Below are 24,659 nucleotides of genomic sequence, written 5' to 3' on the forward strand. Positions count from 1 at the left end.
CTGCCTCCCCGGCCTCCGCCTCCCCGGCCGCGTCGCCCTGCCCGCTGCCCTCGGGCCCCGTCGCGAAGTCGGGCCCCTTCGTCATGTCGGTCCGCGTCACTGAGACCGTCTGTTCTGTTGCCCCGTCCCACGGCCCGTCTTCGTACTCCGCTGCCGGGCGGCGGAGCAGGGCGATCGAACCGGAGACGGTCGTCGCGCGCAGCTTCCCGGTGCCCGCGCCCAGGCGGCCGGTGATCTTGTGGGCGCCCCACTGGCCGTGCACCCGCAGCCCGTCGAAGGCGTTGGAGATCGAGCCGCTCGCCGTGTTGGCCTCGACGTCCGCGTCCGCCGGGTGCGGGAGCCGGATGGCGATCTCGCCCGAGACGTTGGTGAGGCGGACGTCGGTCGGGCCGTCCGGGTCGAGGTCCACGATCATCGAGCCGCTCACCGACTCGGCGCGCACGGAGGGGCCCGAGCCCTCGACGACGGTGAGGTCGCCGGAGACGGAGTTGAAGCGGAGGTCGCCGGTGACGGCCTGGGCCTCCAGGTTCCCGGAGACCGTATCGGCGCGGACGGATCCGGAGAGGCTGACGAGGGTCGTGTCGCCCGTGACACCTCGCACCACCGAAGGTCCGCTGATCCCGGAGACGACGGCGGCGGCGCCGACCACCCCGACCTCGACCCGGGTGCTCGCGGGCACGGCCAGGGAGACCACCGCGCTGCGCCGCCAGCCCTTCCGGTCGAGCCACTTGAGGAAGCCCTTCCAGGGGAGGTCCTCGTACGCCACCGTCAGCGTGCCGTTGTTCTGGGTCACCACCAGAGGTGGCCCGTCGATCTCGGAGATTTCCATGCGGGCGGAACCCTCGTCCGTCCCCACGACGTTCACCGTTCCGTTGACGATGCGCACGTGGAGATCGCTCACGGGCTCGTCGAACGTGAGCTTCTTGGGCTCTGCGACGGACCACTCGGACATGATGCAGACCTCCTCGGCCTAACCGGACCGGACATGACGCGCCATATCGCGTCTTCCAAGAAACACGATATATCGCGGATGGGGAAAGTCAAGACACTCGTTCCGGTGATCGCCGGAGGTCGGCTGCCGAGCGCCAGGCGTCGAACAACCGGCGGAAATGGGTGCATTGCCCTAGCGTGTGACCATGTCGACGGAGAAGCCGCAGGCCAGACACCGGACCGGTGCCACCCCGGGCGCCCTGCTGCTCTGCCGGGCGGACCCCGAGTCCGTCGCCCAGGCGGCCCATCCGCTCCGCGAACGCATGCTGCTGACCCGCGCGGGCAACGACTGGAGCGTGCTCGTCCCCGAGGGCAAGCCCTGGCTGCACGGCGACGAACCGGTCGACCGCGTCCTCACCGGCTGGGCCACCGCGCTCGCCGTCGGCGCCCCCTGGCCCGTGCTCGCCCTGTGGTGGGACGCCGACCGCGCGGGCTACACCCTGGCCTCGGGTTTCCGCCGCCCTGTCGGCTACGTCTGGCTCGCCGACGGCACCCCGGCCGGCGAGGACGAGGCGATGCGCACCTTCGCCGCCCGCCTGGGCCTGGACCCCGTACTGGACCTGCAGTCCCTGGACCACCTCACGAGACCGGACCCCGAAGCCGACGCCCGCGCCCGTCTCCGCGGCCTCCTGGCGGTCCTCACGCGCGCGGGAGTGGTATTGCCCACCGGCCTCACCCCGGGCGAACCCGCCGACCGCCTCCGGGAGATCGCCCGCGTCCGCCCCGATGCCCGACAGGTCGAACGGGCGGGCTGGCGCGAGGCGGTCCGTGCGGAACTCGACGCCGTCGACAGCAGCCGCCTCGGCCCCTGGATGCCCTGGTCCGGCACTCCCAGGGCACGCGCCCTCGCCCTGACCCAGATGGCAGCGGGCCTCCCGCTCACGGCCTGGGGCCTACGACGCCGTAGCGGAGGCTGGATCGTCGCGGGGGCGCTGCTCCTGGCCCACGGCACGCTGGGGCTCGCCTACGACCTGGCCCGCCCGCGCGACTGACACACGCCGGCGGCACCGCCGTAGGAACTACTCGTCGTCGTCCTCGTCGTCCAGGCGTGCCAGCCAGGTCGCCAGGCGTTCCACCGGGACCTCGAAGTCCGGGTTCAGATCGACGAACGTCCGCAGCTGTTCGGCGAGCCACTCGAAGGTGACTTCTTCCTCGCCGCGCCGCTTCTCCAGTTCTTCGATGCCACGGTCCGTGAAGTACATGGGTCAAGGATAAGTGCGCGCAAACGGCCGGGCCGCACCCCCGGAGTGGGGGTGCGGCCCGGCCGCGTACGACAGTGCGGGGCGGTTACGCCTCGAACACCTCACGCACCAACTGCTCCTGCTCCGCCTGGTGCCGCTTGGCCGAACCCACCGCCGGAGACGACGAGTGCGGGCGCGAGATCCGCCGCAGCCGCTCCCCGTGAGGAACGTCCGCGCCGACCGCCAGGTCCAGGTGGTCGATCAGGTTCAGGGCGATGAACGGCCACGCGCCCTGGTTCGCCGGCTCCTCCTGGGCCCACAGGTACTTCTCGGCGTTCGGGTACTTGTTGACCTCCGCCTGGAGCTCGGCACCCGGCAGGGGGTACAGGCGCTCGATGCGGACGATCGCCGTGTCCGTGGAGCCGCGCTTGATCCGCTCGGCCTCAAGGTCGTAGTAGAGCTTGCCGGTGACGAAGACGACCTTGCGGACGGACGCGGGGTCCGTCACCGTCTCGTCGCCGATGACCGGGCGGAACTGACCCGTCGTGAACTCCTCCGTCTTCGACGCGGCGGCCTTGAGGCGCAGCATCGACTTCGGGGTGAAGACCACCAGCGGCTTGTGGTGCGGGTTGTGCACCTGCCAGCGGAGAAGGTGGAAGTAGTTCGACGGGAGGGTGGGCATGGCCACCGTCATGTTGTTCTGGGCGCAGAGCTGGAGGAAGCGTTCCACGCGCGCGGACGAGTGGTCCGGGCCCTGGCCCTCGTAGCCGTGCGGGAGCAGGAGGGTGACGCCGGACGTCTGGCCCCACTTCTGCTCCGCCGCCGAGATGTACTCGTCGACCACGGACTGCGCGCCGTTGACGAAGTCGCCGAACTGCGCCTCCCACATCACGAGCGCGTCGGGGCGGGCCAGCGAGTAGCCGTACTCGAAGCCCATGACCGCGTACTCGGAGAGGAGCGAGTCGTAGACGTTGTAGCGCGCCTGCTCCTCGGAGAGGTACTGGAGCGGGGTGTAGTCCTCGCCCGTCTGGCGGTCGATGAGGACCGCGTGGCGCTGGCCGAACGTGCCGCGGCGGGAGTCCTGACCGGAGAGGCGCACCGGGGTGCCCTCAAGGAGCAGCGAGCCGATCGCGAGCGTCTCGCCCATGCCCCAGTCGATCGTCCCGTCCTCGACCATCGTCGCCCGGCGCTGCAGCTGGGGCAGCAGGCGCGGGTGGACGTGGAAGTTGTCCGGGATGTTGACCTGGGACTCGGCGATCCGCTTCACGACCTCCGAGGAGATCGCGGTGGACACGGACACCGGGAACTCGGCCTGCGGGTCCGACATCGGCGCCGCGCCCGGCTGGGCCGTCGCCTCGCGGACCTCCGTGAAGACCTTCTCCAGCTGGCCCTGGTAGTCCTGGAGCGCCTGTTCGGCCTCTTCCAGGGTGATGTCGCCGCGACCGATCAGCGACTCGGTGTACAGCTTGCGCACCGAGCGCTTCTTGTCGATCAGGTCGTACATCAGGGGCTGGGTGAAGGCCGGGTTGTCCGACTCGTTGTGACCGCGGCGGCGGTAGCAGATGAGGTCGATCACCACGTCCTTGTTGAACGCCTGACGGAACTCGAAGGCCAGTCGCGCGACGCGGACGACGGCCTCGGGGTCGTCGCCGTTCACGTGGAAGATCGGGGCCTCGATCATGCGGGCCACGTCCGTGGCGTACATCGAGGAACGCGACGACTCGGGAGCCGCCGTGAAGCCGACCTGGTTGTTGATGACGATGTGGATCGTGCCGCCGGTGCGGTAGCCGCGCAGCTGCGACATGTTGAGCGTCTCGGCCACCACGCCCTGGCCCGCGAAGGCCGCGTCACCGTGCAGGGCGAGCGGGAGGACCGTGAAGTCCGTGCCGCCCTTGTTGATGATGTCCTGGCGGGCGCGGACGATGCCCTCGATGATCGGGTCGACCGTCTCCAGGTGGGACGGGTTCGCCGCGAGCGTGACCTTGATCTGCTCGCCGTCCAGGCCGGTGAAGGTGCCCTGGGCGCCCAGGTGGTACTTCACGTCGCCGGAGCCGTGCATCGACTTCGGGTCGAGGTTGCCCTCGAACTCGCGGAAGATCTGGGCGTACGACTTGCCGACGATGTTCGCGAGCACGTTCAGGCGGCCGCGGTGGGCCATGCCGATGACGACCTCGTCGAGGCGCGACTCGGCCGCGCTGTCGATGACCGCGTCGAGCAGCGGGATGACGGACTCGCCGCCCTCAAGGGAGAAGCGCTTCTGGCCGACGTACTTCGTCTGGAGGAAGGTCTCGAAGGCCTCCGCCGCGTTCAGGCGGCGCAGGATGCGCAGCTGCTCCTCGCGCTCCGGCTTGGAGTGCGAGCGCTCGATGCGGTCCTGGATCCACTTGCGCTGCTTCGGGTCCTGGATGTGCATGAACTCGATGCCGGTGGTGCGGCAGTACGAGTCGCGCAGCACGCCCAGGATGTCGCGCAGCTTCATCAGGGACTTGCCGGCGAAGCCGCCGACCGCGAACTCCCGCTCCAGGTCCCACAGGGTGAGGCCGTGCTCGGTGATGTCCAGGTCGGGGTGCTTGCGCTGGCGGTACTCCAGCGGGTCTGTGTCGGCCATGACGTGGCCGCGGACCCGGTAGGAGTGGATCAGCTCGAAGACGCGGGCCGCCTTCGTCACGTCGTTGTCGTGCGACGCGTCGATGTCCTTGAGCCAGCGGACCGGCTCGTACGGGATGCGCAGCGCCTCGAAGATCTCGTCGTAGAAGCCGCTCTCGCCGAGCAGGAGGTTCGCGACGATCCGCAGGAACTCGCCGGAGGCGGCGCCCTGGATGACCCGGTGGTCGTAGGTCGACGTGAGCGTCATGACCTTCGAGATGCCGAGCTTGTTGAGGGTGTCCTGGCTCGTGCCCTGGAACTCGGCCGGGTAGTCCATCGAGCCGACGCCCATGATGACCGACTGACCGGGCATCAGACGCGGCACGGAGTGGACGGTGCCGAGGCCGCCGGGGTTGGTCAACGACACGGTGACGCCCGTGAAGTCATCCATCGTCAGCTTGCCGTCGCGGGCGCGGCGGACGATGTCCTCGTAGGCCTGCCAGAACTCGAAGAAGTTCAGCGTCTCGGCCTTCTTGATGCCGGCGACGACGAGCTGGCGGTCGCCGTTGGGCTTCACCAGGTCGATGGCGAGACCGAAGTTGACGTGCTCCGGCTTGACCAGGGTCGGCTTGCCGTCCTTCTCCTGGAAGGAGTAGTTCATCGACGGCATGGCCTTGATGGCCTGCACCATCGCGTAGCCGATGAGGTGGGTGAAGGAGATCTTCCCGCCCCGGGCGCGCTTCAGGTGGTTGTTGATGACGATGCGGTTGTCGAAGAGCAGCTTGACCGGGACCGCGCGCACCGACGTGGCGGTGGGGACCTCGATCGACGCGTTCATGTTCTTCGCGACCGCGGCGGCGGGACCGCGCAGCGTGACGAACTCCGGGCCACCGGCGGCCTCGGCCGCAGGCTCGGCCTTCTTCGGCTGAGCGGCCGGGGCCGCCGCCTTCGCAGGCGCCGGAGCCGGGGCTACGGCCTTCACCGGCGCCGGAGCGGCGGCTGCGGGCGCCGGCGCGGGGGCCGCCGGAGCGGCGGGCGCAGCAGGAGCGGCCTGGGCCGGAGCCGGGGCGGCGGGTGCCGCCGGGGCCGGGGTGGTTCCTACGGCCCCCGCGGCCGCAGTACCCGCCGAAGTCGAGGTCGGGGCGGCAGCCGCGCCCGGCTTGTAGTCGGCGAAGAAGTCCCACCAGGCTCGGTCAACCGAGTTCGGATCCTGGAGGTACTGCTGATAGATCTCGTCGACGAGCCACTCGTTGGGCCCGAACGCCGCCGCGGGATTCTTACCCGCGGCTTGGTCGGACTCGGTCGAGATGGTCGAGTTACTGGGGGACTGTGACGACACGGCGGCAACCGCCCTCTTCCGCTTCACAAGGTGATGGACAGCGGGAATTAAGGCTACGCCCCCATGACCGCCAAGGTCAGGTCGGGCCGGTCCATCGTCGTGTAAGTCACATCGGAAAGTGTGTTTCGGGGGCCGAAATGGCGGGAAACAAGCGTGGTTCCGCTATAGAGGGGGCGCATGGATGCGTGCCGGGCGCACGAACGGGCGCGGGCCTGCGCCTGATCACACGTGTCCGTCGGCGCGGACCGTCGTGGATCTTGGGGCTCCGGTTCGAACTTTACGTCAACTTGGCACGGAAGACAGTCCCGGGAGGGTGACGATGATCCTGCAGCCGCGGTCGGATTCGGCCACCCCGATCCGGCCGCCGTGCAGATCCACCGCCCAGCGGGCGATCGCCAGGCCGAGACCCGTACCGCCGTCGCTGCCGGGCCCGTGCGGCGAGCTGACCGCTCCCCGGTTGAACCGCTCGAAGATGTGCGCCCACTGCGCCTTCGGGATGCCGGGTCCCTCGTCCAGGACCTCCAGCTCCAGCGACTCCGGCAGCGACCCGCGCCGCGCCTTCACCGTCACCCGGCCGTGCGCGGGGCTGTGCTTGACCGCGTTGTCGATCAGGTTGGCGACGACCTGGTGGATGCGCTCCGGGTCCGCGAGCGCGGTCAGCTCCGGCGGGGACACGTCCAGGTGCAGATGGACGTCGGTCCGCGTGTGACTCCCCGAGCCCGACGCAATGCCCGCGCGCGCGGAGGCGACCATGTTGGCCTCCTTGAGCACGCCCGAGAGATACGGCCACACCTCGAACCGGCGCGTCTTCAGCGGTACGACGCCGTTGTCCAGGCGGGAGAGGTCCAGCAGCGTCTCGACCAGCCGGCCGAGCCGCTCCGTCTGCTTCAGCGCCGTCCGCATGGTCTCCGGATCGGCCGCCGAGACGCCGTCGACGACGTTCTCCAGTACGGCGCGCAGGCCCGCGATGGGGGTGCGCAGCTCGTGCGAGACGTTCGCGACGAGTTCCTTGCGCTGGCGCTCCTGCGCCTCCAGCTCGTCGGCCATGACGTTGATCGTCGCGGCCAGGTCGCCCAGTTCGTCACGGCGGTTCTCGCGCACCCGGCGGGTGTAGTCGCCGTGCGAGATCGACCGGGCCACCGCGTTCATCTCGTCCAGCGGCGCGGTGAGCGAGTGGGCCACGAACTGCGTTATCAGCAGTGTGGCGATCATCGAGAAGACCGTGATGAAGCGCAGCTCCGTCGCCGTGCGCATGGCGATCATCATCAGCCCGGTGGTGATGAGCACCGCGATGACGACCAGCGCGCCCAGCTTGGTCTTGATCGAGAACGGGCGTACGCCGCCCCAGGGCTCCCCGGGGCTCCTCCGTGACGTCGGCCCGTCGCTCATGGCGTCGGTGTCTCCAGTGCGTAGCCCACGCCGTGCACCGTGCGGATCCGCTCGGCGCCGATCTTCCGGCGCAGCGCCTTGATGTGGCTGTCGACCGTGCGGGTGCCGGAGGCGTCCGCCCAGTCCCACACCTCGGCGAGCAGCTGCTCACGCGAGAGCACGGCACGCGGGGTGTTCGCCAGGCACACCAGCAGATCGAACTCGGTGGGCGTGAGATGAACGTCCTCGCTGCGCACCCGTACCCGGCGCTGCGCATGGTCGATCTCCAGCTCGCCGAGGCGCAGGATGCCCGAGCGCGGGGTGGACGCGGCCACCACGGCACGCTCCACCCGGCGCAGCAGGACGTGCACGCGCGCCGCGAGCTCCCGCATCGAGAACGGCTTGGTCATGTAGTCGTCGGCGCCGACCCCGAGCCCGACCAGCATGTCGGTCTCGTCGTCGCGCGCGGTGAGCATCAGCACCGGTACCGGGCGGGCGGCCTGCACACGGCGGCAGACCTCCAGCCCGTCGAAGCCGGGCAGCATGATGTCGAGGATCAGCAGATCGGGCTGCCAGGCCTCGGCGGTGTCGACGGCCGACGGCCCGTCGCCCGCGGTCTGCACGAGAAATCCCTCGGCGCGCAGACGGGCCGCGATGGCGTCGACGATCGTCGGGTCGTCCTCGACCACCAGCACCCGGCGCTGCGCGCCCGGCGTGGCCGTGGCCGTGCCGTTGTGGGAGGTGTGTGTCTGCTCCATCGCCCGCCCCTGAAGTGTGCTTTCCGGAACCAGTGGGGTGATCCCATGACTGCGCTTGACGCTTGAATGATCTGCGTCAGGGAAGCAGGGTACGGGGAGTCACGGCGCCTTTGCTATCCAGGTCGTACAGCGAGGTGCACGACGTCGGGAACGCCTCGGGCAACGGGGATCTCTTCGGTACGCACCTGTTGGAAACCGGCATTCCATAAGGTTCGCTCAAATTCCGGAGAGGGCTGCGCCGACCATACGGCGAGTACCCCGCCCGGTCTCAACACCCTTGCGCAGCTTGTCAGTCCGGCCGGCGAGTACAGGCTGTCGTTGTCCTCGGTGACGGTCCAGCCGGGGCCGTTGTCGATGTCGAGGCAGAGCGCGTGAAAAGTGGCGCAAGTCTCATTGACGAATGCGACTAGATCCGTTTTCACAATGTCGGTCCGCGGATCGGCGAGAGCGGCCGCGGAGAGGGCCGACAGCGGTCCTGAACGGTGCCATTCGACGATCGCGGGCTCCCGTTCGACGACCGTGATGTGACCCCACCGGGCGTCGGCGGCGGCATGCGCGAGCGAGAAACCGACGCCGAGCCCGCCGATCAGCACGTCGGGCAACTCACCAGGTTCCTGACGCCCGTTCAGCGCGTCGTACGCGGCGTCGACCAGCAGCCGCTCCGACCGCCCGTCCGAGGTGTCCATCAGGAAGCACCCGTTGGCGATGATCTGGAGCAACTCCCCGTGCCGGCGCAGCACCACCTCGCCGTAGGGGCCCTCGCGACGGTCCAGGACAACAGGGGTGTCGTACGCGGTGGTCATGCGATCCATCCTGGCAGTTTCACCGGATCGTGCAGCCGAATTAACCCAGGGCGAACACGTCCGGGTGCAAGGTACCTGCGGACGCGCAGGGAGGCTCTCAGGTTGCTGTGAATCGGCTCTCGCGTGGCGTCGGTCATAGACAGGGGCAGGTGGGACGGCGAAGGGTGACGTGTGAACCAGAAGGAGCGCCTCACCGTGGAACGGATCGCGACAGCCGGCACCCAGGCCTCCGCCACGCCTCCGGGCGGGCCCCTGGCCGATGAGTCCGGGCCGGCTTCGCCCCTGGATTCCGGGCTGCTGGACGCGATGCCGAGACAGCGGGAAGTGCTGGACGGGGCTGGGAAGTCGAGGCTCGCCACTCCGACCCCGGCGGTGTCCGTCTCGGCGTCCACCCCTGCCGTCCCCGGCGAATCGCGCGTCCTGCTCGCACTCCGTCGCCTCCACCCCTGGCGGCTGCTGCCCACGCCCACGGGGACGCCGTTCACCTTCTGTTACGGGGTGCTGCTCGTCGTGACGTCACTGGTGGCGCAGTACGCCGATCCGGCCTTCGTGACCGAACTGCACCAGGCGTCCAGCACCGACGTCACCCACCTGCTCCGCGACCCGTTCCTCGTGCTGGTCGCCAGCGCGCTGTGGATCGTGGGCGGCGTGGTGTCGCCGTACGCGTTCCTGTTCCTGCTCGTACTGACCGCGCTGGAACGCAGGATCGGCGGCGTACGGACCGCCGCGGTGTTCCTCTGCGGGCACATCGTGGCCACGCTGGCGACCGAAGGGACCGTGGGAATCGCCGTGTTGGCGGGCCACCTCCCCGCCACCTCGCTGCACCGCCTCGACTACGGCATCAGCTTCGGCGTCGCGACGAGCATAGGAGCGCTGGCCGGCCTCCTCAGGCCCTGGCTGGGGCTGCCGTTGCTCGCCCTGTTCGGCTGGACGCTGGTCGAGGCCCTGATCGAGTTCACCGACCCCATGACGAACTGGGGCCACCTGATCTCGCTGACGATAGGCGTCGCGGCCTGGCCGCTGATACGGCGCTGGGCGCGGGCGGCGCAGGTGAACCGGGCGGCACGGGTGGCTGTGGCGGCTCGGGTTGAGGTCGCGGGGGTCTGACTCCCCGCCCAGCCGGCCGCGTTCAGCTTCTTCGCTACTCCCGGGACGCCAAGTCGGCGCTCTTGCTGGGCGGTTGCTCCGGTGACCACACGTACGGCGTGGTCGTGGTGATCGCCCGGAAGCCCAGCCGGCGCAGGATCGGCGCGCTGTCGTCCGTGGCGTCCACCTGCAGATACGGCACTTTGCGGGCGGCGGCGAGAGCGGCCCGGACGGCTACGAGGGCGCGGTAGATGCCCTTGCCGCGCCACTCGGCGAGTGTCGAGCCGCCCAGCATGTTGGCGAACTCCGTCCCCGGCCGGAAGGCGAGCCAGGCCGCGGAGACCATCTCGCCCTCCGCCTCGACGGCGTAGACGGCCATCTCGTCCGGAGCGGCGGCGATCCGCCCGAGCAGGTCGGCGGCCAGCCAGTTCAGGTCCATCTCCCAGATGGCCGACTGCAGCGCCCCGAGCCGCCGCAGGTCGTTCTCGGCGGTGATCCGGCGGATCGTGACCCCGTCCGGCAGCACGGGCTCCCGTACGGCCATCTCCTCGGCCAGCCCGATCAGCACCGTCTCCGGTTCCTCGGGCACGAACCCCGCCGCGCGCAGCCGGTCGGTGAGGTCGGCGGGCACGTCGTGGGAACGGGTCTTCCACTCCACGCTCTCCCCGCGCGCGGCGAAGAAGTCCCGCTGCCGCACGATCAGTTCGTCCAGTTCCTGCCCCTGCACCCCCAGGTCACGCGGTCCGCTCACAAACCCGCGGAACTGTCCGACGATCCGCAGCAGCGGCCCGTCCTTCTCGTACGTCACTCCGGCGGGCGGAATGGGCGGGGTGCCGCGCATCTGGTCGTCGTAGGCGGCGAGGAGGGTCTGGGTTTCGGATTCCGTGTCTGTCACGGGGTGACAGTACGAGGAGGCGTGCGAGCCGGGGCAACCGATTATCGGCGGGGAATCAGAATCAGCTCAGGCGGAGTCGTTCTGCCGGCGGCTGCGGTGTGAGCGTCCGCCGCGGTGTCGTTGTCGAAGGGGCCGGCGTCCCAGGTGCCCATGCGTCTCTCCTGACCGTGATGGCGTCTGTGGCGTCCGGGCATCGTGGCAGGCGCCACTGACATCGACCGTCGAGCCTCGGCCGCCCCGTCACGGAACCCCGTTCCCCGGGAAGCCTCCGCCCCCTTTCCGTGTTGACCTGCACGGAGGCCAGCGCGTTACCGCCGATCGCTCACAGCGAACAACCGGTGGGGAACAATCGAGGACGGCCAAGCATTGAGTCGGCATAGCTCAACTTGACTGCCTAAGGGGAGATCATGGCTTCGACGTCCACACCGCTCACCCTGCCCGTGCTGCCGCTCGACGACGAGGTCGTGCTGCCCGGAATGGTGGTTCCGCTGGACCTGAACGACACCGATGTACGCGCCGCCGTGGAGGCCGCACAGGCCGCCGCGCGGTCCGAGCCCGGAAAGCCCAAGGTCCTGCTGGTGCCACGGATCGACGGGACCTACGCGAGCACGGGTGTGCTCGGCACCATCGAGCAGGTCGGCCGGCTGGCCGACGGCGACCCGGGTGCGCTGATCCGCGGCCGTAGCCGCGTGAAGATCGGGGCCGGGACCACCGGGCCCGGTGCCGCGCTCTGGGTGGAGGGCACCGCGCTCGACGAGAGCCTGCCCGAACCCTTGCCCGGCTCCGTTTCCGAGCTGGTGAAGGAGTACAAGGCGCTGGCCACCGCGTGGCTGCGCAAGCGGGGGGCCTGGCAGGTCGTCGACCGCGTGCAGGCCATCGATGACGTGTCCACCCTCGCTGACAATTCCGGCTACTCGCCCTTCCTGACCACCGAGCAGAAGATCGAGCTGCTGGAGACCGCCGACCCGGTGGCCCGGCTGAAGCTCGCCACCCAGCACCTGCGCGACCACCTCGCCGAGCAGGACGTCGCCGAGACCATCGCCAAGGACGTCCAGGACGGTGTCGACAAGCAGCAGCGCGAGTTCCTGCTGCGTCGCCAGCTCGACGCCGTACGCAAGGAACTGCGCGAGCTGAACGGGGACACGAGCGACGGCGAGGAGTCCGATGACTACCGCGCCCGGGTCGAGGCCGCCGATCTTCCCGAGAAGGTCCGTGAGGCCGCGCTCAAGGAGGTCGAGAAGCTGGAGCGGTCCTCCGACCAGTCGCCCGAGGGCTCGTGGATCCGCACCTGGCTGGACACCGTTCTCGAACTCCCGTGGAACGAAAGGACCCAGGACGAGTACGACATCCAGGGCGCCAAGGCGATCCTGGACGCCGAGCACGCCGGTCTGAACGACGTGAAGGAGCGCATCACCGAGTACCTGGCCGTGCGCAAGCGGCGCGCGGAGCGGGGCCTGGGTGTGGTGGGCGGTCGGCGCGGCGGTGCCGTGCTCGCCCTCGTAGGGCCGCCCGGTGTCGGCAAGACCTCGCTCGGTGAGTCCGTCGCCCACGCGATGGGCCGGAAGTTCGTCCGGGTCGCGCTGGGCGGGGTGCGGGACGAGGCCGAGATCCGCGGTCACCGGCGTACGTACGTCGGTGCGCTGCCCGGTCGTATCGTCCGCGCCATCAAGGAGGCCGGGTCCATGAACCCGGTGGTCCTGCTGGACGAGATCGACAAGGTGGGGTCCGACTACCGGGGCGACCCGGCGGCGGCTCTGCTCGAAGTGCTCGACCCCGCGCAGAACCACACCTTCCGCGACCACTACCTGGAGGTCGAACTCGACCTGAGCGATGTGGTGTTCCTGGCGACGGCCAACGTGCTCGAAGCCATCCCGGAGGCGCTGCTCGACCGTATGGAACTGGTGCGGTTGGACGGTTACACCGAGGACGAGAAGGTCGTCATCGCCCGTGACCACCTGCTCCCGCGTCAGCTGGAGCGGGCGGGGCTCAAGGACGACGAGGTCGTCATCGACGAGAGCGCGCTGCGCAAGCTCGCCGGCGAGTACACCCGTGAGGCGGGCGTCCGCACCCTGGAGCGGTCGATCGCCCGGCTGCTGCGCAAGATCGCGGCCCAGCACGAACTGGGCCAGCGGGAGCTGCCGTTCACGGTGACCGACGCCGACCTGCGCGCGCTGATCGGACGGCCGCACCACGTGCCCGAGTCCGCCCAGGACCCGGCCGAGCGCCGTACGGCCGTACCCGGTGTCGCCACCGGCCTCGCGGTCACCGGCGCTGGCGGTGACGTCCTCTACGTCGAGGCGTCGCTGGCCGACCCGGAGACGGGCGCGGCGGGTCTGACCCTGACCGGTCAGCTCGGTGACGTGATGAAGGAGAGCGCGCAGATCGCCCTGTCCTTCCTCCGCTCGCACGGCGCCGAACTGGAGCTGCCCGTGGGCGACTTGAAGGACCGGGGTGTGCACATCCACTTCCCGGCGGGTTCGGTGCCGAAGGACGGCCCGAGCGCGGGTGTCACGATGACGACGGCCCTGGCGTCGCTGCTCAGCGGCCGCCTGGTCCGCACGGACGTGGCGATGACGGGTGAGGTCTCCCTGACCGGTCGGGTCCTCCCGATCGGCGGCGTGAAGCAGAAGCTGCTCGCCGCGCACCAGGCCGGGGTCACCACCGTCATCATCCCGAAGCGCAACGAGCCCGACCTGGACGACGTCCCGGCCGAGGTCCTGGACAAGCTCGACGTCCACGCGGTGACGGACGTCCGCCAGGTCCTGGAGCTGGCACTGGCGCCGGCCACGAACGGCGCGACGTCGGAGGTTCCGGTGGCGGCGTGACGGACGCCCACCGGCAGGTGAAGGCCCGGGTCCCCTTTCGCGAGGGGCCCGGGCCTTCGCCGTAGTACGGATGGCTCGTCAGCCGTTGGCGAGGGCGGCCACCCGGTCCAGCGCCCCGTTGAACTTGTCGTGGTCCCCGACCGTCGTCCCGGACGACGTGTACTGCCACATCGTGTAGAACGACCACCCGCCCGGCAGCGTCCCCGGGTCCGAGGCGTACCGCGCGACCCACAGCGGGTCGGCGGACACGAAGGCGCCGGAGTTGCCCGTGCAGTCGGACCACCAGCTCGTCGCCGTGTAGACCACCGCGTCACGGCCGGTGCGGGACTTGTACGTGGACAGGAAGTCGGCGATCCAACTGACCATCGCCGCGGCCGACTTGCCGTAGCAGGACGCGCCGTACGGGTTCCACTCGATGTCGAGGACACCGGGGAGGGTACGGCCGTCCTTGGACCAGCCGCCGCCGTGGTCGACGAAGTAGTTGGCCTGGGTGGCGCCGCTCGTCGTGTCCGGGGTAGCGAAGTGGTACGCGCCGCGGATCATGCCGACGTCGTAGGCGCCGTTGTACTGCTGGGCGAAGTACGGGTTCGTGTAGTACGTCCCCTCGGTCGCCTTCGTGTAGGCCCATTTGACCCCGCTGCTCCACAGGGTCGACCAGGCGACGTTGCCCTGGTAGCCGCTGACGTCGACGCCTTCAGTCTGGGTGGCGTCACCGCCGGTGGGTGTGCCGTCCTGGCCGTCGTGCGCCAGGACGCCGATGCCCAGGTAGGCCGAGCCGCGGGCCGGGACCGTGGCGGCGCCGGCCGGGTGGGTGAGGCCCGCCAGCAGGAGTCCGGAGAGGGCGAGGGCGAGGGAGAGGTGCCGCAGGCGTGGTGTTCGGGGTCTGTGCACAGGCATGGGCGCGGGCATGGCGTGCCTCCGAGGGCGCGGTGGAGCGCGGTGGGGGAGTGGGGGAAGGTGAGTTGATGTTGGCGTGGCCATGCCAGTCATTGCCTGGCAAGGAAGCTACGCACCGAGAAGACCGCGTGGGAAGGGGGTCCGGACGACGCCGTTGGTCTAGCCCTGCGAAATACTGGCGGAGCTGCGGCGATGACGGTGTTTGGCGGAAACTTTCACGATCGGGAAAGCGGACCAATGGGTGCTGACGTGCACAAGGGTGAGGGCAGGGACGGCGGCCGGCCTTCCGGGGACGGTGACGAGCTCGTCCCGGATCACGAATACCTCTCTCTGGAACGCGAGTTGACGTTCCTCCTGCGCCGGGCCCGGGCCAATCAGGGCGAGATGGCCCGCGAGGTCCACCCCGACCTGGAGTCCGCCGCGTACGGCCTGCTGGTCCGGCTGGAGGAGTACGGCCGGCAGCGCGCCACGGAACTGGCCGCCTACATCGGCGTCGGCAAGGCCACGATGTCCCGCCAGCTGCGCGCCCTGGAGGACCTGGGCCTGATCGCCCGCGAGCCCGACCCGGCGGACGGCCGCGCCTGGCTGGTCGACCTCACCGACGAGGGCCGCCGCCGGGTCACCCACGTCCGCGAGGCCCGGCGGGCCCGCTACGTCAGCCAGCTCTCCCACTGGGACCGCCGCGAGGTCGCCGAACTGGCCCGGCTGCTCCACCAGTTGAACGGCGTCATGGAGAGGTGACGCCGGACGGAGAGGTGACACCGAACGGAGAGATGACACCGGACGGAGAGGCGACACCGGACGGAGAAGCGCTCCCGCCGTAGCGCCGCCGGTCACAGCTCGACGTGCACGACCGTCGCGTCGTCGTGCGTCTTGCTCCGGCGCAGATGCGTCCGCTCTTCCGCGTCGGCCCGCTCCAGTGCCCGGACCTGGGACACCAGCTCCGGTGCCCCTTCCTTCCGTACGAGAGTGAAGCAGTCGGCCCAGTCGCCCTGGCCGAACTTCTCCACCCATCGCGTCGCCCCGTCCGTCAGGGCGACGAGGGTGCGGACGTCGGCGCGGGGGAGTGACCCCGTCACCGCCCGGGCCGCGACCGAGGGATCGGCGGCGGCCGTGAAGAAGCCGCCCTCCTTGTTACGGAGCGTGGTGTCGATCACGGCGTCCGTCGCGAGAGCGGAGCGGGGGAGGCGGGAGAGGCGGTCGTCCAGGACGACGGTCACCGCGCCGGACGGGGATTCGGCCAGCAGGGCCGAGTCCGAGAGGACCAGGTATTCGACCTCCTGGGGGGACCAGCGGGCCAGCACCACGGTTGCCTGTGGGGTGCGTGGGTGAGAAAGGTCACAGGTGGTGGCGTGGGCCTCAGCTGTTCGGAGGATCGCCCGGGAGAGAATCTCCGCCAGGGTCAGATCCCGGTAGGAAACGGTCAGTTCGGTCAGTGCGCCGCCCAGGCGGGCGGTGTACCAGGGGACCGAATGCAGACAGCCCGTCTCTCCTCTCGGCGGTGTCACACCGTCCAGGACGATCAGCGAACCGCCCTGTCCCGAGGCCGGAAGGCCGACGCTCGCGAAGTCCTCGTTGGGGCGGTCCGGGTCGCCGGGTTCCGACACAAGTTCCGTACGCATACGGCCAGTCTGCACGACCTCTTCACAGGCTCCGCGAAACGTTGGCACGCATGGTCGAATGGACGCAGTCGTGCAGGTCAGGCGCCTGGTTTGGGCTGGAATGGATCACTCCGGGAATGCGTGGCGGCGAATCCTGCCAAAGCCCGCCGCTCACGTCCAACCGGCGCGCGCCGCGAGGACTTTGGAGCGCCCGCCGGAACTTGCCCGCCAACTCCCCTCCGGGGTTCACTCCTTCGGGTGGCGGGCCGGACGATGCGCGACCACTGCCTACCGGCACTGGGAGGGTCGCCGTACCGGGATGACGGAGCGTCACCCGGGCCCATGGGTATCACGAGTCAGGAATGCGAGCACCGGTGCAGAAAAAGCGGCCGCGGCGCACAGGCAAGCAGACGGCCCCTCAGGGGGGCGCCACCCGTGCCGCCGTGCCCGACCCCGCGGGCAGGGGACGCCGTACCCACGTCCGCAACCGGCTGATCATCGCGGTGGCCGTCGTGGCCGCCGCCATCGCCGCGGCCGGTGTTCCCTCCCTCGTCACCGCCTCGGGCCAACTGAGCGACTCCCAGGACCTGGTGACCCTCGCCGGGCAGACGCAGGACGCGCTGTCGCTGGCCCACTCGCTCGCCGACGAGCGGGACGCGGTCACCCCCTACATCGCCGCCGGGCGCCCCAAATCCCAGTCCCCCGACGAGGCCCGTAGCGCCCGTGTCGACCGCCAGGTCGAGGAACTCCGCGCCGACACCGACATCTCCGCCGCGCTCCGCTCGGACCTCGACGACGTCGCCGCCGTACGACGGGCCGCGCTCACCGGGAAGAGCAGCGCGCTGGAGGCGCACGTCGCGTACTCCGGTGCCATCACCGAACTGCACCGGCTCGCCGAGCAGTTGGCGGAGAAGATGCCGCCGCGGGCCGGTTCCGGCGCCTACGCGCTCGCCGAACTCGACGCAGCCGTCCAACAGGCCGCCGCCGCACGGGGATTGCTCCTCGCCGCCCTGAACGTGCCGACGACCACCCAGACGGTCATCAGCTCCATCACGGGCCTCCCGGTCACGGAGACCACCTCCACGAAGGCCCAGACGAAGGAGCGCGACGCCCTCAGCGCCGCCGCCCAGCAGGCCCGGCTGCGCTCCGACGCCGCCCTCGCCGACTTCCGCGACAGCGCCACGAAGGACGCCGTCGCGGGCTACGACTCCACGGTCACCGGGCCCGAGGTCAACTCCGCCGAGAAGTACCTCACCTCCCTCACCACCCAACCCACGCTGTCCGACGACCAGCTGGACACCAGCACGAAGAAGCTCGACGCGGCGCTCTCCGCCCGCGTCGACCTGATGCGCGGCGAGGAGTCCGCGCTCTACGTGGACCGCGCCAAGGACCTCGCCCGGCTCCGCGACGACGACGTCACTGCGCTGGAACTCCGCGTCGCGATCCTCGGCGCCCTCATGCTGCTCGCCGTGGGCATCGCCACCGCCATGGCCCGCACCCTCACCCGCCCGCTCTCCGTCCTGCGCCGGGGCTCGACGCGCCTGGCCGAGGCGGAGGACCCGGCGGCCGAGGAGCCCATCAAGTTCACCGGCCGCAACGACGAGTTCGCCCAGGTCGTCCGCTCGGTCAACTCCCTGCACGCGCACGCCGCCGCCCTCCACGAGCGCATCGCCACCCTGGAGGCCGACCGCAAGCACCTCGTCGGCCAGCGCCAGAAGATGGCCGACGCCCGCGAGGAACTCCGCGCCGAAGTCACCGACTCCGCCACCCAGTTGGAGCGCCTTCGCACGAGCATCGGCGGCACCTTCGTCAACCTCGCGCTGCGCACCCTGGGTCTCGTCGAGCGCCAACTCTCCGTCATCGAGGGCCTGGAGGAGCGCGAGCAGGACCCCGACCGCCTCGCCACCCTCTTCAAGCTCGACCACTTCGCCACGGTCATGCGCCGTCACAGCGAGAACCTCCTCGTCCTCGCCGGCACCGAACACGTCCAACAGCACGCCGGACCCGTCCCGTTGGTCGACGTGGTCCGCGCGGCGGTCAGCGAGATCGAACGCTACGAACGCGTCCGCATCTCGGCACTCCCCCCGCACGCGCACGTGGCAGGCTTCGCGGCCGACGACCTCAGCCACCTCCTGGCCGAACTGATGGAGAACGCGAGCTCGTTCTCCCCGCCGGACGCCCCCGTCGAGATCTCCGGCTGGCTCCTGGAGAACGGCGAGGTCATGCTCTCCGTCCAGGACGAGGGCATCGGCATGACCGTCAGCCGCATGGCCGCCCTCAACACCCGCCTCACCGAGTTCGACCCGGAGTCCCCCTACGACCAGGAGGGCGAGGAGGGCCTCGGCCTCGGCCTGTACGTCGTGGCCCGCCTGGCCCACCGCCACGGCGTCCGAGTCCAGCTCCGCGACCAGAAACAGGGCGGCATCGCCGCGGTGGTGGTCCTCCCCGACCCGATGCTCGCGGCAGCCCCCACATCAGCGGTCCCCTCCGCCACCCCGCTGACCGGCGACACCCACTCCTACTCCCTCCCCGGCGCCTCCGCGGAGGCCAACTCCAACGTCCTGCACGGCCGTTCGGACCACACGGACCCCCTGGTGGCCCTCGCGGAGCAGGCGGTACGGGAGACGCCGGCGGAGCCCCTGGCGGAAACGCCGGCGGAGGCCCCGGTGAGAAATCCGGTGGAGATCCCGCCGGAGTCTCCTGCCGAGATGACGATGGAACTCCTGCTGCCGCTGGTGGCGGAGGACCGAGGGGCCACGGAAACCCCGCGAGCGGCAGCCGGACGGGGAGCAGACGCACGGCCAGCCGCGCACGAAGGGTCAGCCGCGCACGACGGGACAGCCGCCCACGCACGGCCAGCTGCGCACGAACGGCCGGCCGCCGACGGCGAGTTCGCCCCACAGGGGCCACCCGCACCCGACAACGATGGCGTCACGGGCGGTGCGGGTGGGAACAGATTCACGGCTGATGGCGAAGCCGAAGCCGTAGAACACGAGCGAGCCCAGGACGAGGACCCCGTCACGGACAAGGGCCTCCCCAAGCGCACCCCCAAGATCACCCAACCCGCCCAGGCCCCGCGCCAGCGGACCGGCACGGTAGACCCCGAAGCCCTGCGCCGCAGACTCGGTGGCTTCCGCGCGGGAGCCTCCGCCGGCTACCGCGACGTAGAAGCGGAGATCGCCGAGAAGACCGGCCAGAACCCGGTCCCGGCCCCGCGCAGCGCAACCGCACGTTCCGAAGAACCCACGGGGGGCACCGTCGAGGAGGCAAGCAGTTGACCGCGCCCAGTACCTTCGGACTGAGCAGTGAAGCCCGCAACCTGCACTGGCTGCTGAGCAACCTCGTCGAGGAGGTGCCCGGCATCCAGTCGGTTGCGGTCGTCTCCTCCGACGGCCTGCTGCTCCTCTCCTCCGATCCGGGGAGGAACGCCGAGGCCAAGGAAGCTCTCGAAGCCAAGCGCACCGGACCGCGAGGCTCCGCCGCGGACCTGGCCACCATCGTCTCCGGCATCGGCAGCCTCACCATCGGCGCCGCGAAACTGCTGGACTCCGGCCCGGTGAAGCACACCATGGTCGCGATGGAGGAGGGCAGCCTCTTCGTGATGTCGATCAGCGACGGTTCGCTGCTCGGTGTGCACGGCTCCGCGGACTGCGACATGAGCGTCGTGGCGTACCACATGGCGCTCTTCGTCGGCCGCGCCGGCCACGTCCTGACGCCCGAACTCCGCAGCGAGCTACGGAAATCGCTCGAAGACGCGACCTCGGGGAGTACGCGATGAGCCGTACCCCCAACAGGCTCCCGGTGCGCGGCGGCGACCGCAAACCCGCCCGGGTACGCCCCTACTCGCTCACCGGCGGCCGTACCCGGTTCGGCCATGTCCTCCTCGTGGAGACCTTCGTCGCGGCGCTCGAAGCCCCGGAGGAGCGCAAGGAGTTGACGAACGGTTCCCTCAACACCCGGGTCATGCCGGAGATGCGGGCCATCGTCGAAATCTGCCGCCGTATGCGCACGGTGGCCGAGATCGCCGCGCTGCTGAAGATGCCGCTCGGTGTGGTCCGCGTGCTCCTGAGCGATCTCGCGGACCAGGGAAAGATCCGTGTGTACGGAACCGGAACCGCTCACGGTACGGGCCGTCCTGACCGCGCTCTGCTGGAAAAGGTGCTGAGTGGACTCCGTCGTCTCTGACGCCGCCGCCTACGGCGTCGCCCCGCTCCTCAACGACGAGAAGCAACTCCTCAACGACGAGGAGCAGTTGCGGCCCTGGCAGCAGGACCGCACGCGCGCGCCCGTCGCCACGAAGATCGTGGTGGCCGGCGGCTTCGGCGTCGGCAAGACCACCATGGTCGGCGCCGTCTCCGAGATCCAGCCCCTCCAGACGGAGGCGCTGATGACCGAGGCCAGCGAGGAGACCGACGACCTCACGGCCACCCCCGGCAAGATGACCACCACGGTCGCCATGGACTACGGCCGTCTCACGCTCGACGACGACCTGGTGCTCTACCTGTTCGGTACGCCGGGACAGCAGCGGTTCTGGTTCATGTGGGACGACCTGGTGCGCGGCGCGATAGGCGCCGTCGTGCTGGCCGACACCCGCCGCCTGAAGGACTGTTTCCCCGCGCTGGACTACTTCGAGAGCTGCGGGCTGCCGTACATCGTCGCGGTCAACCACTTCGTCGGCAGCGAGCGGTTCGAACCGGAGGACGTACGGGAGGCGTTGACGATCCCCGCGCACGTACCTGTCATGATCATGGATGCGCGGCGGCGGATTTCGGCCATCGAGACCCTGCTCGCGCTCGTCGGCCACGCGCTGGACGTCACCCCCGAGTAGTCCCCGAGCAGTCGCGACCAAGGAGCCACCACCCGTCATGCGGAAGATACTCGTCGTCGGAGCCGGCCAGTCCGGGCTCCAACTCGCCCTCGGACTCCAGTCGCACGGGTACGAGGTCACCCTGATGTCCAACCGGACGGCGGACGAGATCCGCTCCGGGCGGGTCATGTCGACGCAGTGCATGTTCACCACGGCACTGCGGCACGAGCGCGATCTCCAGCTGAACTTCTGGGAGTCCCAGGCCCCGAAGATCGAAGGACTCGGCGTCTCGGTCGCCGCCCCCGGCTCGCACGACCCGGGGCCGACACAGCGCGCGATCGACTGGGTGGGCAAGCTCGACGGGTACGCGCAGTCGGTCGACCAGCGGGTCAAGATGGCCGGCTGGATGGAGACGTTCGCCCAGCGCGGCGGCCAACTGGTCATCCACGGCGCGGCAGTCGGCGACCTCGACTACTTCTCCCGTACGTACGACCTCGTGCTGGTGTCGGCGGGCAAGGGCGAGCTGGTCTCGATGTTCGCCCGCGACCCGGAGCGTTCCCCGTACACGGAGCCGCAGCGGGCCCTCGCGGTGTCGTACGTCCACGGTCTCGGCCCGCGCCCGGAGCACCCGGAGTTCGACGCGGTCCGCTGCAACCTGGTGCCCGGCGTCGGCGAGTTGTTCGTGATGCCGACGCTCACCACGTCCGGGCGTGCGGACATCCTGTTCTGGGAGGGCATACCCGGCGGGCCGTTGGACGTCTTCAACGGCATCAAGGACCCGGCTCGGCACCTCTCCCTGACCCTGGAACTCATGGAGAAGTTCACGCCGTGGGAGTACGAGCGGGCGCGGGGTGTCGAACTCACGGATGCGGGTGGCACGTTGGCCGGGCGTTACGCCCCCACCGTCCGTAACCCCGTGGGCCAACTGCCCGGCGGTGGGCTGGTGCTGGGTGTCGCGGATGTCGTCGTCGCGAACGACCCGATCACCGGGCAGGGGTCCAACTCCGCGTCCAAGTGCGCGGCTTCGTATCTCGCGTCGATTCTTGAGCACGGGGAGAAGGAGTTCGACGGGGACTGGATGCGGGGGACGTTCGAGCGGTACTGGTCGACTGCGCGGCACGTGACGAAGTGGACCAACGCGATGTTGGCTCCGCCGCCGGAGCATATTCTCAACCTGATTGGTGCGGCTGGGCAGTTGCAGCCGGTGGCGGATCGGTTCGCCAACGCGTTTGATGATCCGGCTGATTTTGAGAACTTCTTCTATGAGCCGGAGAAGACAGCGGCTTACTTGGCTTCAGTGGCCTAATCGCCGTTGGGGTTGCGGGGAGTTGGCGGCTGCGGGTCTGTTGTGGCTGGTCGCGCCCACGCGGCGGAGCCGCACAATGTCTCAGCCCCGCGCCCCTTTAGGTAGGGAATCTGGACGTACTGCTCCAAGGATCGGGTAGGACGCCACAGGGGAAACCTGGACCTTCTCGCCTGTGCGGGGGGCCTGCACCACCTGGCCCGCGCCCAGGTACAACGCCACGTGTGTCGCTTCGGGGAAGTAGATGACCAGGTCGCCGGGGCGGAGTTCGTTCAGCGGGATTCTTGGCAGGTCGGCCCACTGTTCTTGGCTCGTTCTCGGGATCGGGGTGCCCGCGTGGCCCCACGCCTCGGACGTCAGGCCTGAGCAGTCGTAGGTCTTCGGGCCCTCCGCGCCCCACTCGTAGGGCTTGCCGATCTGCTGTACGGCGTAGCGGAGCGCGCGGTCGCCCTCTCGGGAGGGTTCGCGCTGGTCGTCTCCCAGGGCGCCCGAAGTGACGAGTTTCTGCTGGGCCTTGTCGACGCCGGTCTTCTCGAAGGCTGCCAGGGCGGTGAGTTGGTCGGGGGTGAGGGAGGAGAGGAGCTTCTCGACGTCGGCCAGGCGGTTGCGTACGTCGTCGCGGTCCTTCTTCTGGCGGGCGGCCAGGGTGAGTTGGGTGTCCAGGGCCTTGCGGGCCTCGCGGGCCAGGCCGTCGCTCTTCTTCTCGCTGCCGACCAGCCGGCCCACCGTCTCGGCGCGCTCCCGCGCCAACTGGCCGATGACATGGCCCTCGTCGAGCGCGTGCTGGGGATCGCGGGCGAGGAGCAGTCGTACGTACGGGGAGATGGCGGTGCTGTTCTGGTACTGCTCGCGGGCCAGTCGGCCTGCGGCGCCGCGGCTGTCGTGGAGGGTGAGGCGGGCGCGGGACAGTTCGGAGTCGAGGCGGTCGACCTCGGCGCGCTGCTTCTTCAGCTTCTCCTCGGTGGCGTTGTACGTCTCCGTGGCCTGTTCGGCGTCGCGGTAGAGGGTCTGAAGGTCCGTCAGCAGTTCGGCTACCGGGCGCTGTCCGGGCGCCTGCGGTTCGGGTACGGCCGCGGCGGGCAGCGGTGCGAGGACCGCGCCGGCCGCCACCGTTGCCGTACAGACCAGACGCAGAAGCCTTCCTGACACGTCATCACCTCCGGTGCGCGGCGGGCCTTCCGCCCCGCACCGTGAGCATCAGCCGGGGGCGGCGGGTCCGCGCGCCGGGTGTGCGCGGTTCGGCGTAACCCCGTCACCCGTGGGTGTCGTCCGGCTTGCCGCCCGGCGTGGCGTCTGGTGCGGCGTCGGGCTTGGGGTCCGGTTTGGACCAGGGCCAGCGCAGAGCGCTGCCGCGCTTCCCCGCCCCCTTTTCACCTCCGGCGGAGTACTCGTACTTCCAGCCCTTCGGCAGGCCGAGCCGTTTGCTGTGGGCGCGGGGGACGCGGCGGTACACGAGGACCGTGGGCGGGCCGCCGGCGTCGTCGGGGACCGGGATGCGGTAGGTCTTCGGCGGGGTGCCGGTCGGGCCGAGCAGCACGGGCAGGGAACGCCCGTCCATCGGGCCGCCCTCGAACGGGGTCTCTTCGCTCTTCACGGGACCAGTCTCAGCCATCCGCCGCGAGGCCCTGGACCAGCGCGGCCGTCTGCGGATCCCGCTGCGCCGTCACCGACAGCACCGCCGCGAACTGCTCGACCAGCCAGTCCCGCAACTCGTCCAGGGGCGGCTGCTTGTCCTCGTCGAGCCAGATGAGAGACGCCGCTTCTACGGCCGTGATCCACATCCGTACGGTCATGCGGAGGCGGGGTCCGGGGTCGGTGACCCCGAGGTGGCTGAGGATGTGCAGGGCCGCGGCCCTGCGGACGCCGTCCACGATGGCCGTAGTGCGAGATGTCTCTACGACACTTCCGCCCTGGAGCAGTGCGCTGAAACCGGCGTCGTGCTGGTCGACGAAGCCGAGGTAACGGTCCAGGGCGCGGGCGAGGCGGGGGAGGAGCGGGCCCTCGCGGGGTTCGTCGAAGCACTGCTGGAGTTCGTCGGCGGCGGAGCGCAGGGCGGCTTCGTAGAGCTGTTGCTTGCCGCCCGGGAAGTACCGGTACACCAGCGGGCGCGAGACCCCGGCCGCCTCCGCCACGTCGTCCAGGGAGATCTCTTCGGGCGCGCGGTGCGCGAAGAGGGTGAGGGCGGCTTCGAGGAGCTGGCTGCGCCGCTCCTCGACGTTG

Annotated in this window: 21 protein-coding genes; 9 read left to right on the plus strand and 12 right to left on the minus strand. The window is 70.0% G+C overall.

All coding sequences use genetic code 11. The features are described from left to right. Positions 1-952: DUF4097 family beta strand repeat-containing protein (locus AC31A1_RS18870; RefSeq protein WP_489654416.1), on the minus strand; the 952-nt coding region annotated here is incomplete at its 3' end. 184 nt (positions 953-1,136) lie between these two features. Between AC31A1_RS18870 and AC31A1_RS18875 the strand changes: the two genes are divergently transcribed. Next, positions 1,137-1,982, plus strand: coding sequence for an SAM-dependent methyltransferase (locus AC31A1_RS18875; protein ID WP_489654417.1), 846 nt, complete (start codon positions 1,137-1,139; stop codon positions 1,980-1,982). 27 nt (positions 1,983-2,009) lie between these two features. On the opposite strand, the gene AC31A1_RS18880 is transcribed toward AC31A1_RS18875, so the two are convergent. The 5 genes from AC31A1_RS18880 to AC31A1_RS18900 form a co-directional block, all read right to left on the minus strand. Next, the gene (locus tag AC31A1_RS18880) at positions 2,010-2,192 is read right to left on the minus strand and encodes a DUF6104 family protein (protein WP_019075209.1); all 183 of its coding nucleotides are present in this window, start codon (positions 2,190-2,192) and stop codon (positions 2,010-2,012) included. 85 nt (positions 2,193-2,277) lie between these two features. Beyond that, positions 2,278-6,096, minus strand: coding sequence for a multifunctional oxoglutarate decarboxylase/oxoglutarate dehydrogenase thiamine pyrophosphate-binding subunit/dihydrolipoyllysine-residue succinyltransferase subunit (locus tag AC31A1_RS18885; RefSeq protein ID WP_489654418.1), 3,819 nt, complete (start codon positions 6,094-6,096; stop codon positions 2,278-2,280). Positions 6,097-6,378: 282 nt separating this feature from the next. Continuing rightward, complete coding sequence (locus AC31A1_RS18890; protein WP_489654419.1) at positions 6,379-7,485, minus strand: sensor histidine kinase; 1,107 nt, start codon at positions 7,483-7,485, stop codon at positions 6,379-6,381. Continuing rightward, complete coding sequence (locus tag AC31A1_RS18895; protein WP_033282112.1) at positions 7,482-8,222, minus strand: response regulator transcription factor; 741 nt, start codon at positions 8,220-8,222, stop codon at positions 7,482-7,484. Before AC31A1_RS18895 ends, AC31A1_RS18890 begins: the two co-directional genes overlap by 4 nt. A gap of 113 nt (positions 8,223-8,335) precedes the next feature. Next, complete coding sequence (locus AC31A1_RS18900; RefSeq protein WP_489654420.1) at positions 8,336-9,025, minus strand: spermidine synthase family protein; 690 nt, start codon at positions 9,023-9,025, stop codon at positions 8,336-8,338. Positions 9,026-9,220: 195 nt separating this feature from the next. On the opposite strand from AC31A1_RS18900, the gene AC31A1_RS18905 reads away from it, so the two are divergent. After that, a complete protein-coding gene (locus tag AC31A1_RS18905) occupies positions 9,221-10,132 on the plus strand; it encodes a rhomboid-like protein (protein ID WP_489654432.1) in 912 nt (303 codons plus the stop codon). A 34-nt stretch (positions 10,133-10,166) separates the two neighbouring features. On the opposite strand, the gene AC31A1_RS18910 is transcribed toward AC31A1_RS18905, so the two are convergent. Next, positions 10,167-10,952, minus strand: coding sequence for a GNAT family N-acetyltransferase (locus AC31A1_RS18910; RefSeq protein ID WP_489654433.1), 786 nt, complete (start codon positions 10,950-10,952; stop codon positions 10,167-10,169). Between the two features lie 461 nt (positions 10,953-11,413). Here AC31A1_RS18910 and lon point away from each other — a divergent pair, with 461 nt between their 5' ends. After that, positions 11,414-13,831 (plus strand): endopeptidase La, encoded by a 2,418-nt coding sequence (gene lon, locus AC31A1_RS18915; RefSeq protein ID WP_489654421.1) that lies wholly within the window; start codon positions 11,414-11,416, stop codon positions 13,829-13,831. Between the two features lie 78 nt (positions 13,832-13,909). On the opposite strand, the gene AC31A1_RS18920 is transcribed toward lon, so the two are convergent. Then, positions 13,910-14,728 carry a lysozyme gene (locus AC31A1_RS18920; RefSeq protein WP_489654422.1) on the minus strand — a complete coding sequence of 273 codons (819 nt, stop codon included), beginning with the start codon at positions 14,726-14,728 and terminating at the stop codon, positions 13,910-13,912. Positions 14,729-14,965: 237 nt separating this feature from the next. Here AC31A1_RS18920 and AC31A1_RS18925 point away from each other — a divergent pair, with 237 nt between their 5' ends. Further along, positions 14,966-15,469 (plus strand): MarR family winged helix-turn-helix transcriptional regulator, encoded by a 504-nt coding sequence (locus tag AC31A1_RS18925; RefSeq protein ID WP_489654423.1) that lies wholly within the window; start codon positions 14,966-14,968, stop codon positions 15,467-15,469. A gap of 92 nt (positions 15,470-15,561) precedes the next feature. On the opposite strand, the gene AC31A1_RS18930 is transcribed toward AC31A1_RS18925, so the two are convergent. After that, positions 15,562-16,350, minus strand: coding sequence for a protein phosphatase 2C domain-containing protein (locus tag AC31A1_RS18930; RefSeq protein ID WP_489654424.1), 789 nt, complete (start codon positions 16,348-16,350; stop codon positions 15,562-15,564). A 353-nt stretch (positions 16,351-16,703) separates the two neighbouring features. On the opposite strand from AC31A1_RS18930, the gene AC31A1_RS18935 reads away from it, so the two are divergent. The 5 genes from AC31A1_RS18935 to AC31A1_RS18955 are packed head-to-tail and all read left to right on the plus strand — an operon-like array spanning position 16,704 to position 22,442. Next, complete coding sequence (locus AC31A1_RS18935; RefSeq protein ID WP_489654425.1) at positions 16,704-19,607, plus strand: sensor histidine kinase; 2,904 nt, start codon at positions 16,704-16,706, stop codon at positions 19,605-19,607. Then, positions 19,604-20,107, plus strand: coding sequence for a roadblock/LC7 domain-containing protein (locus tag AC31A1_RS18940; protein WP_489654426.1), 504 nt, complete (start codon positions 19,604-19,606; stop codon positions 20,105-20,107). The genes AC31A1_RS18935 and AC31A1_RS18940 overlap by 4 nt, the downstream gene beginning before the upstream one ends. Then, positions 20,104-20,514 carry a DUF742 domain-containing protein gene (locus AC31A1_RS18945; protein ID WP_489654427.1) on the plus strand — a complete coding sequence of 137 codons (411 nt, stop codon included), beginning with the start codon at positions 20,104-20,106 and terminating at the stop codon, positions 20,512-20,514. The genes AC31A1_RS18940 and AC31A1_RS18945 overlap by 4 nt, the downstream gene beginning before the upstream one ends. After that, complete coding sequence (locus tag AC31A1_RS18950; protein ID WP_393762440.1) at positions 20,495-21,157, plus strand: GTP-binding protein; 663 nt, start codon at positions 20,495-20,497, stop codon at positions 21,155-21,157. Before AC31A1_RS18945 ends, AC31A1_RS18950 begins: the two co-directional genes overlap by 20 nt. 37 nt (positions 21,158-21,194) lie before the next feature. Then, on the plus strand, positions 21,195-22,442 hold the full coding sequence (locus tag AC31A1_RS18955) for a styrene monooxygenase/indole monooxygenase family protein (RefSeq protein WP_489654428.1): 1,248 nt from the start codon (positions 21,195-21,197) through the stop codon (positions 22,440-22,442). Positions 22,443-22,523: 81 nt separating this feature from the next. On the opposite strand, the gene AC31A1_RS18960 is transcribed toward AC31A1_RS18955, so the two are convergent. The 3 genes from AC31A1_RS18960 to AC31A1_RS18970 all read right to left on the minus strand — a co-directional run. Then, a complete protein-coding gene (locus AC31A1_RS18960) occupies positions 22,524-23,588 on the minus strand; it encodes a C40 family peptidase (protein ID WP_489654429.1) in 1,065 nt (354 codons plus the stop codon). 103 nt (positions 23,589-23,691) lie between these two features. Continuing rightward, entirely contained in the window at positions 23,692-24,033 is a 342-nt protein-coding gene (locus tag AC31A1_RS18965) for a hypothetical protein (RefSeq protein WP_489654430.1), read from the minus strand. A 10-nt stretch (positions 24,034-24,043) separates the two neighbouring features. Then, a partial coding sequence (locus AC31A1_RS18970) for a TetR/AcrR family transcriptional regulator (RefSeq protein WP_489654431.1) occupies positions 24,044-24,659 on the minus strand: 616 nt, incomplete at its 5' end.

It is taken from the genome of Streptomyces sp. P5F9 (assembly GCF_057961495.1).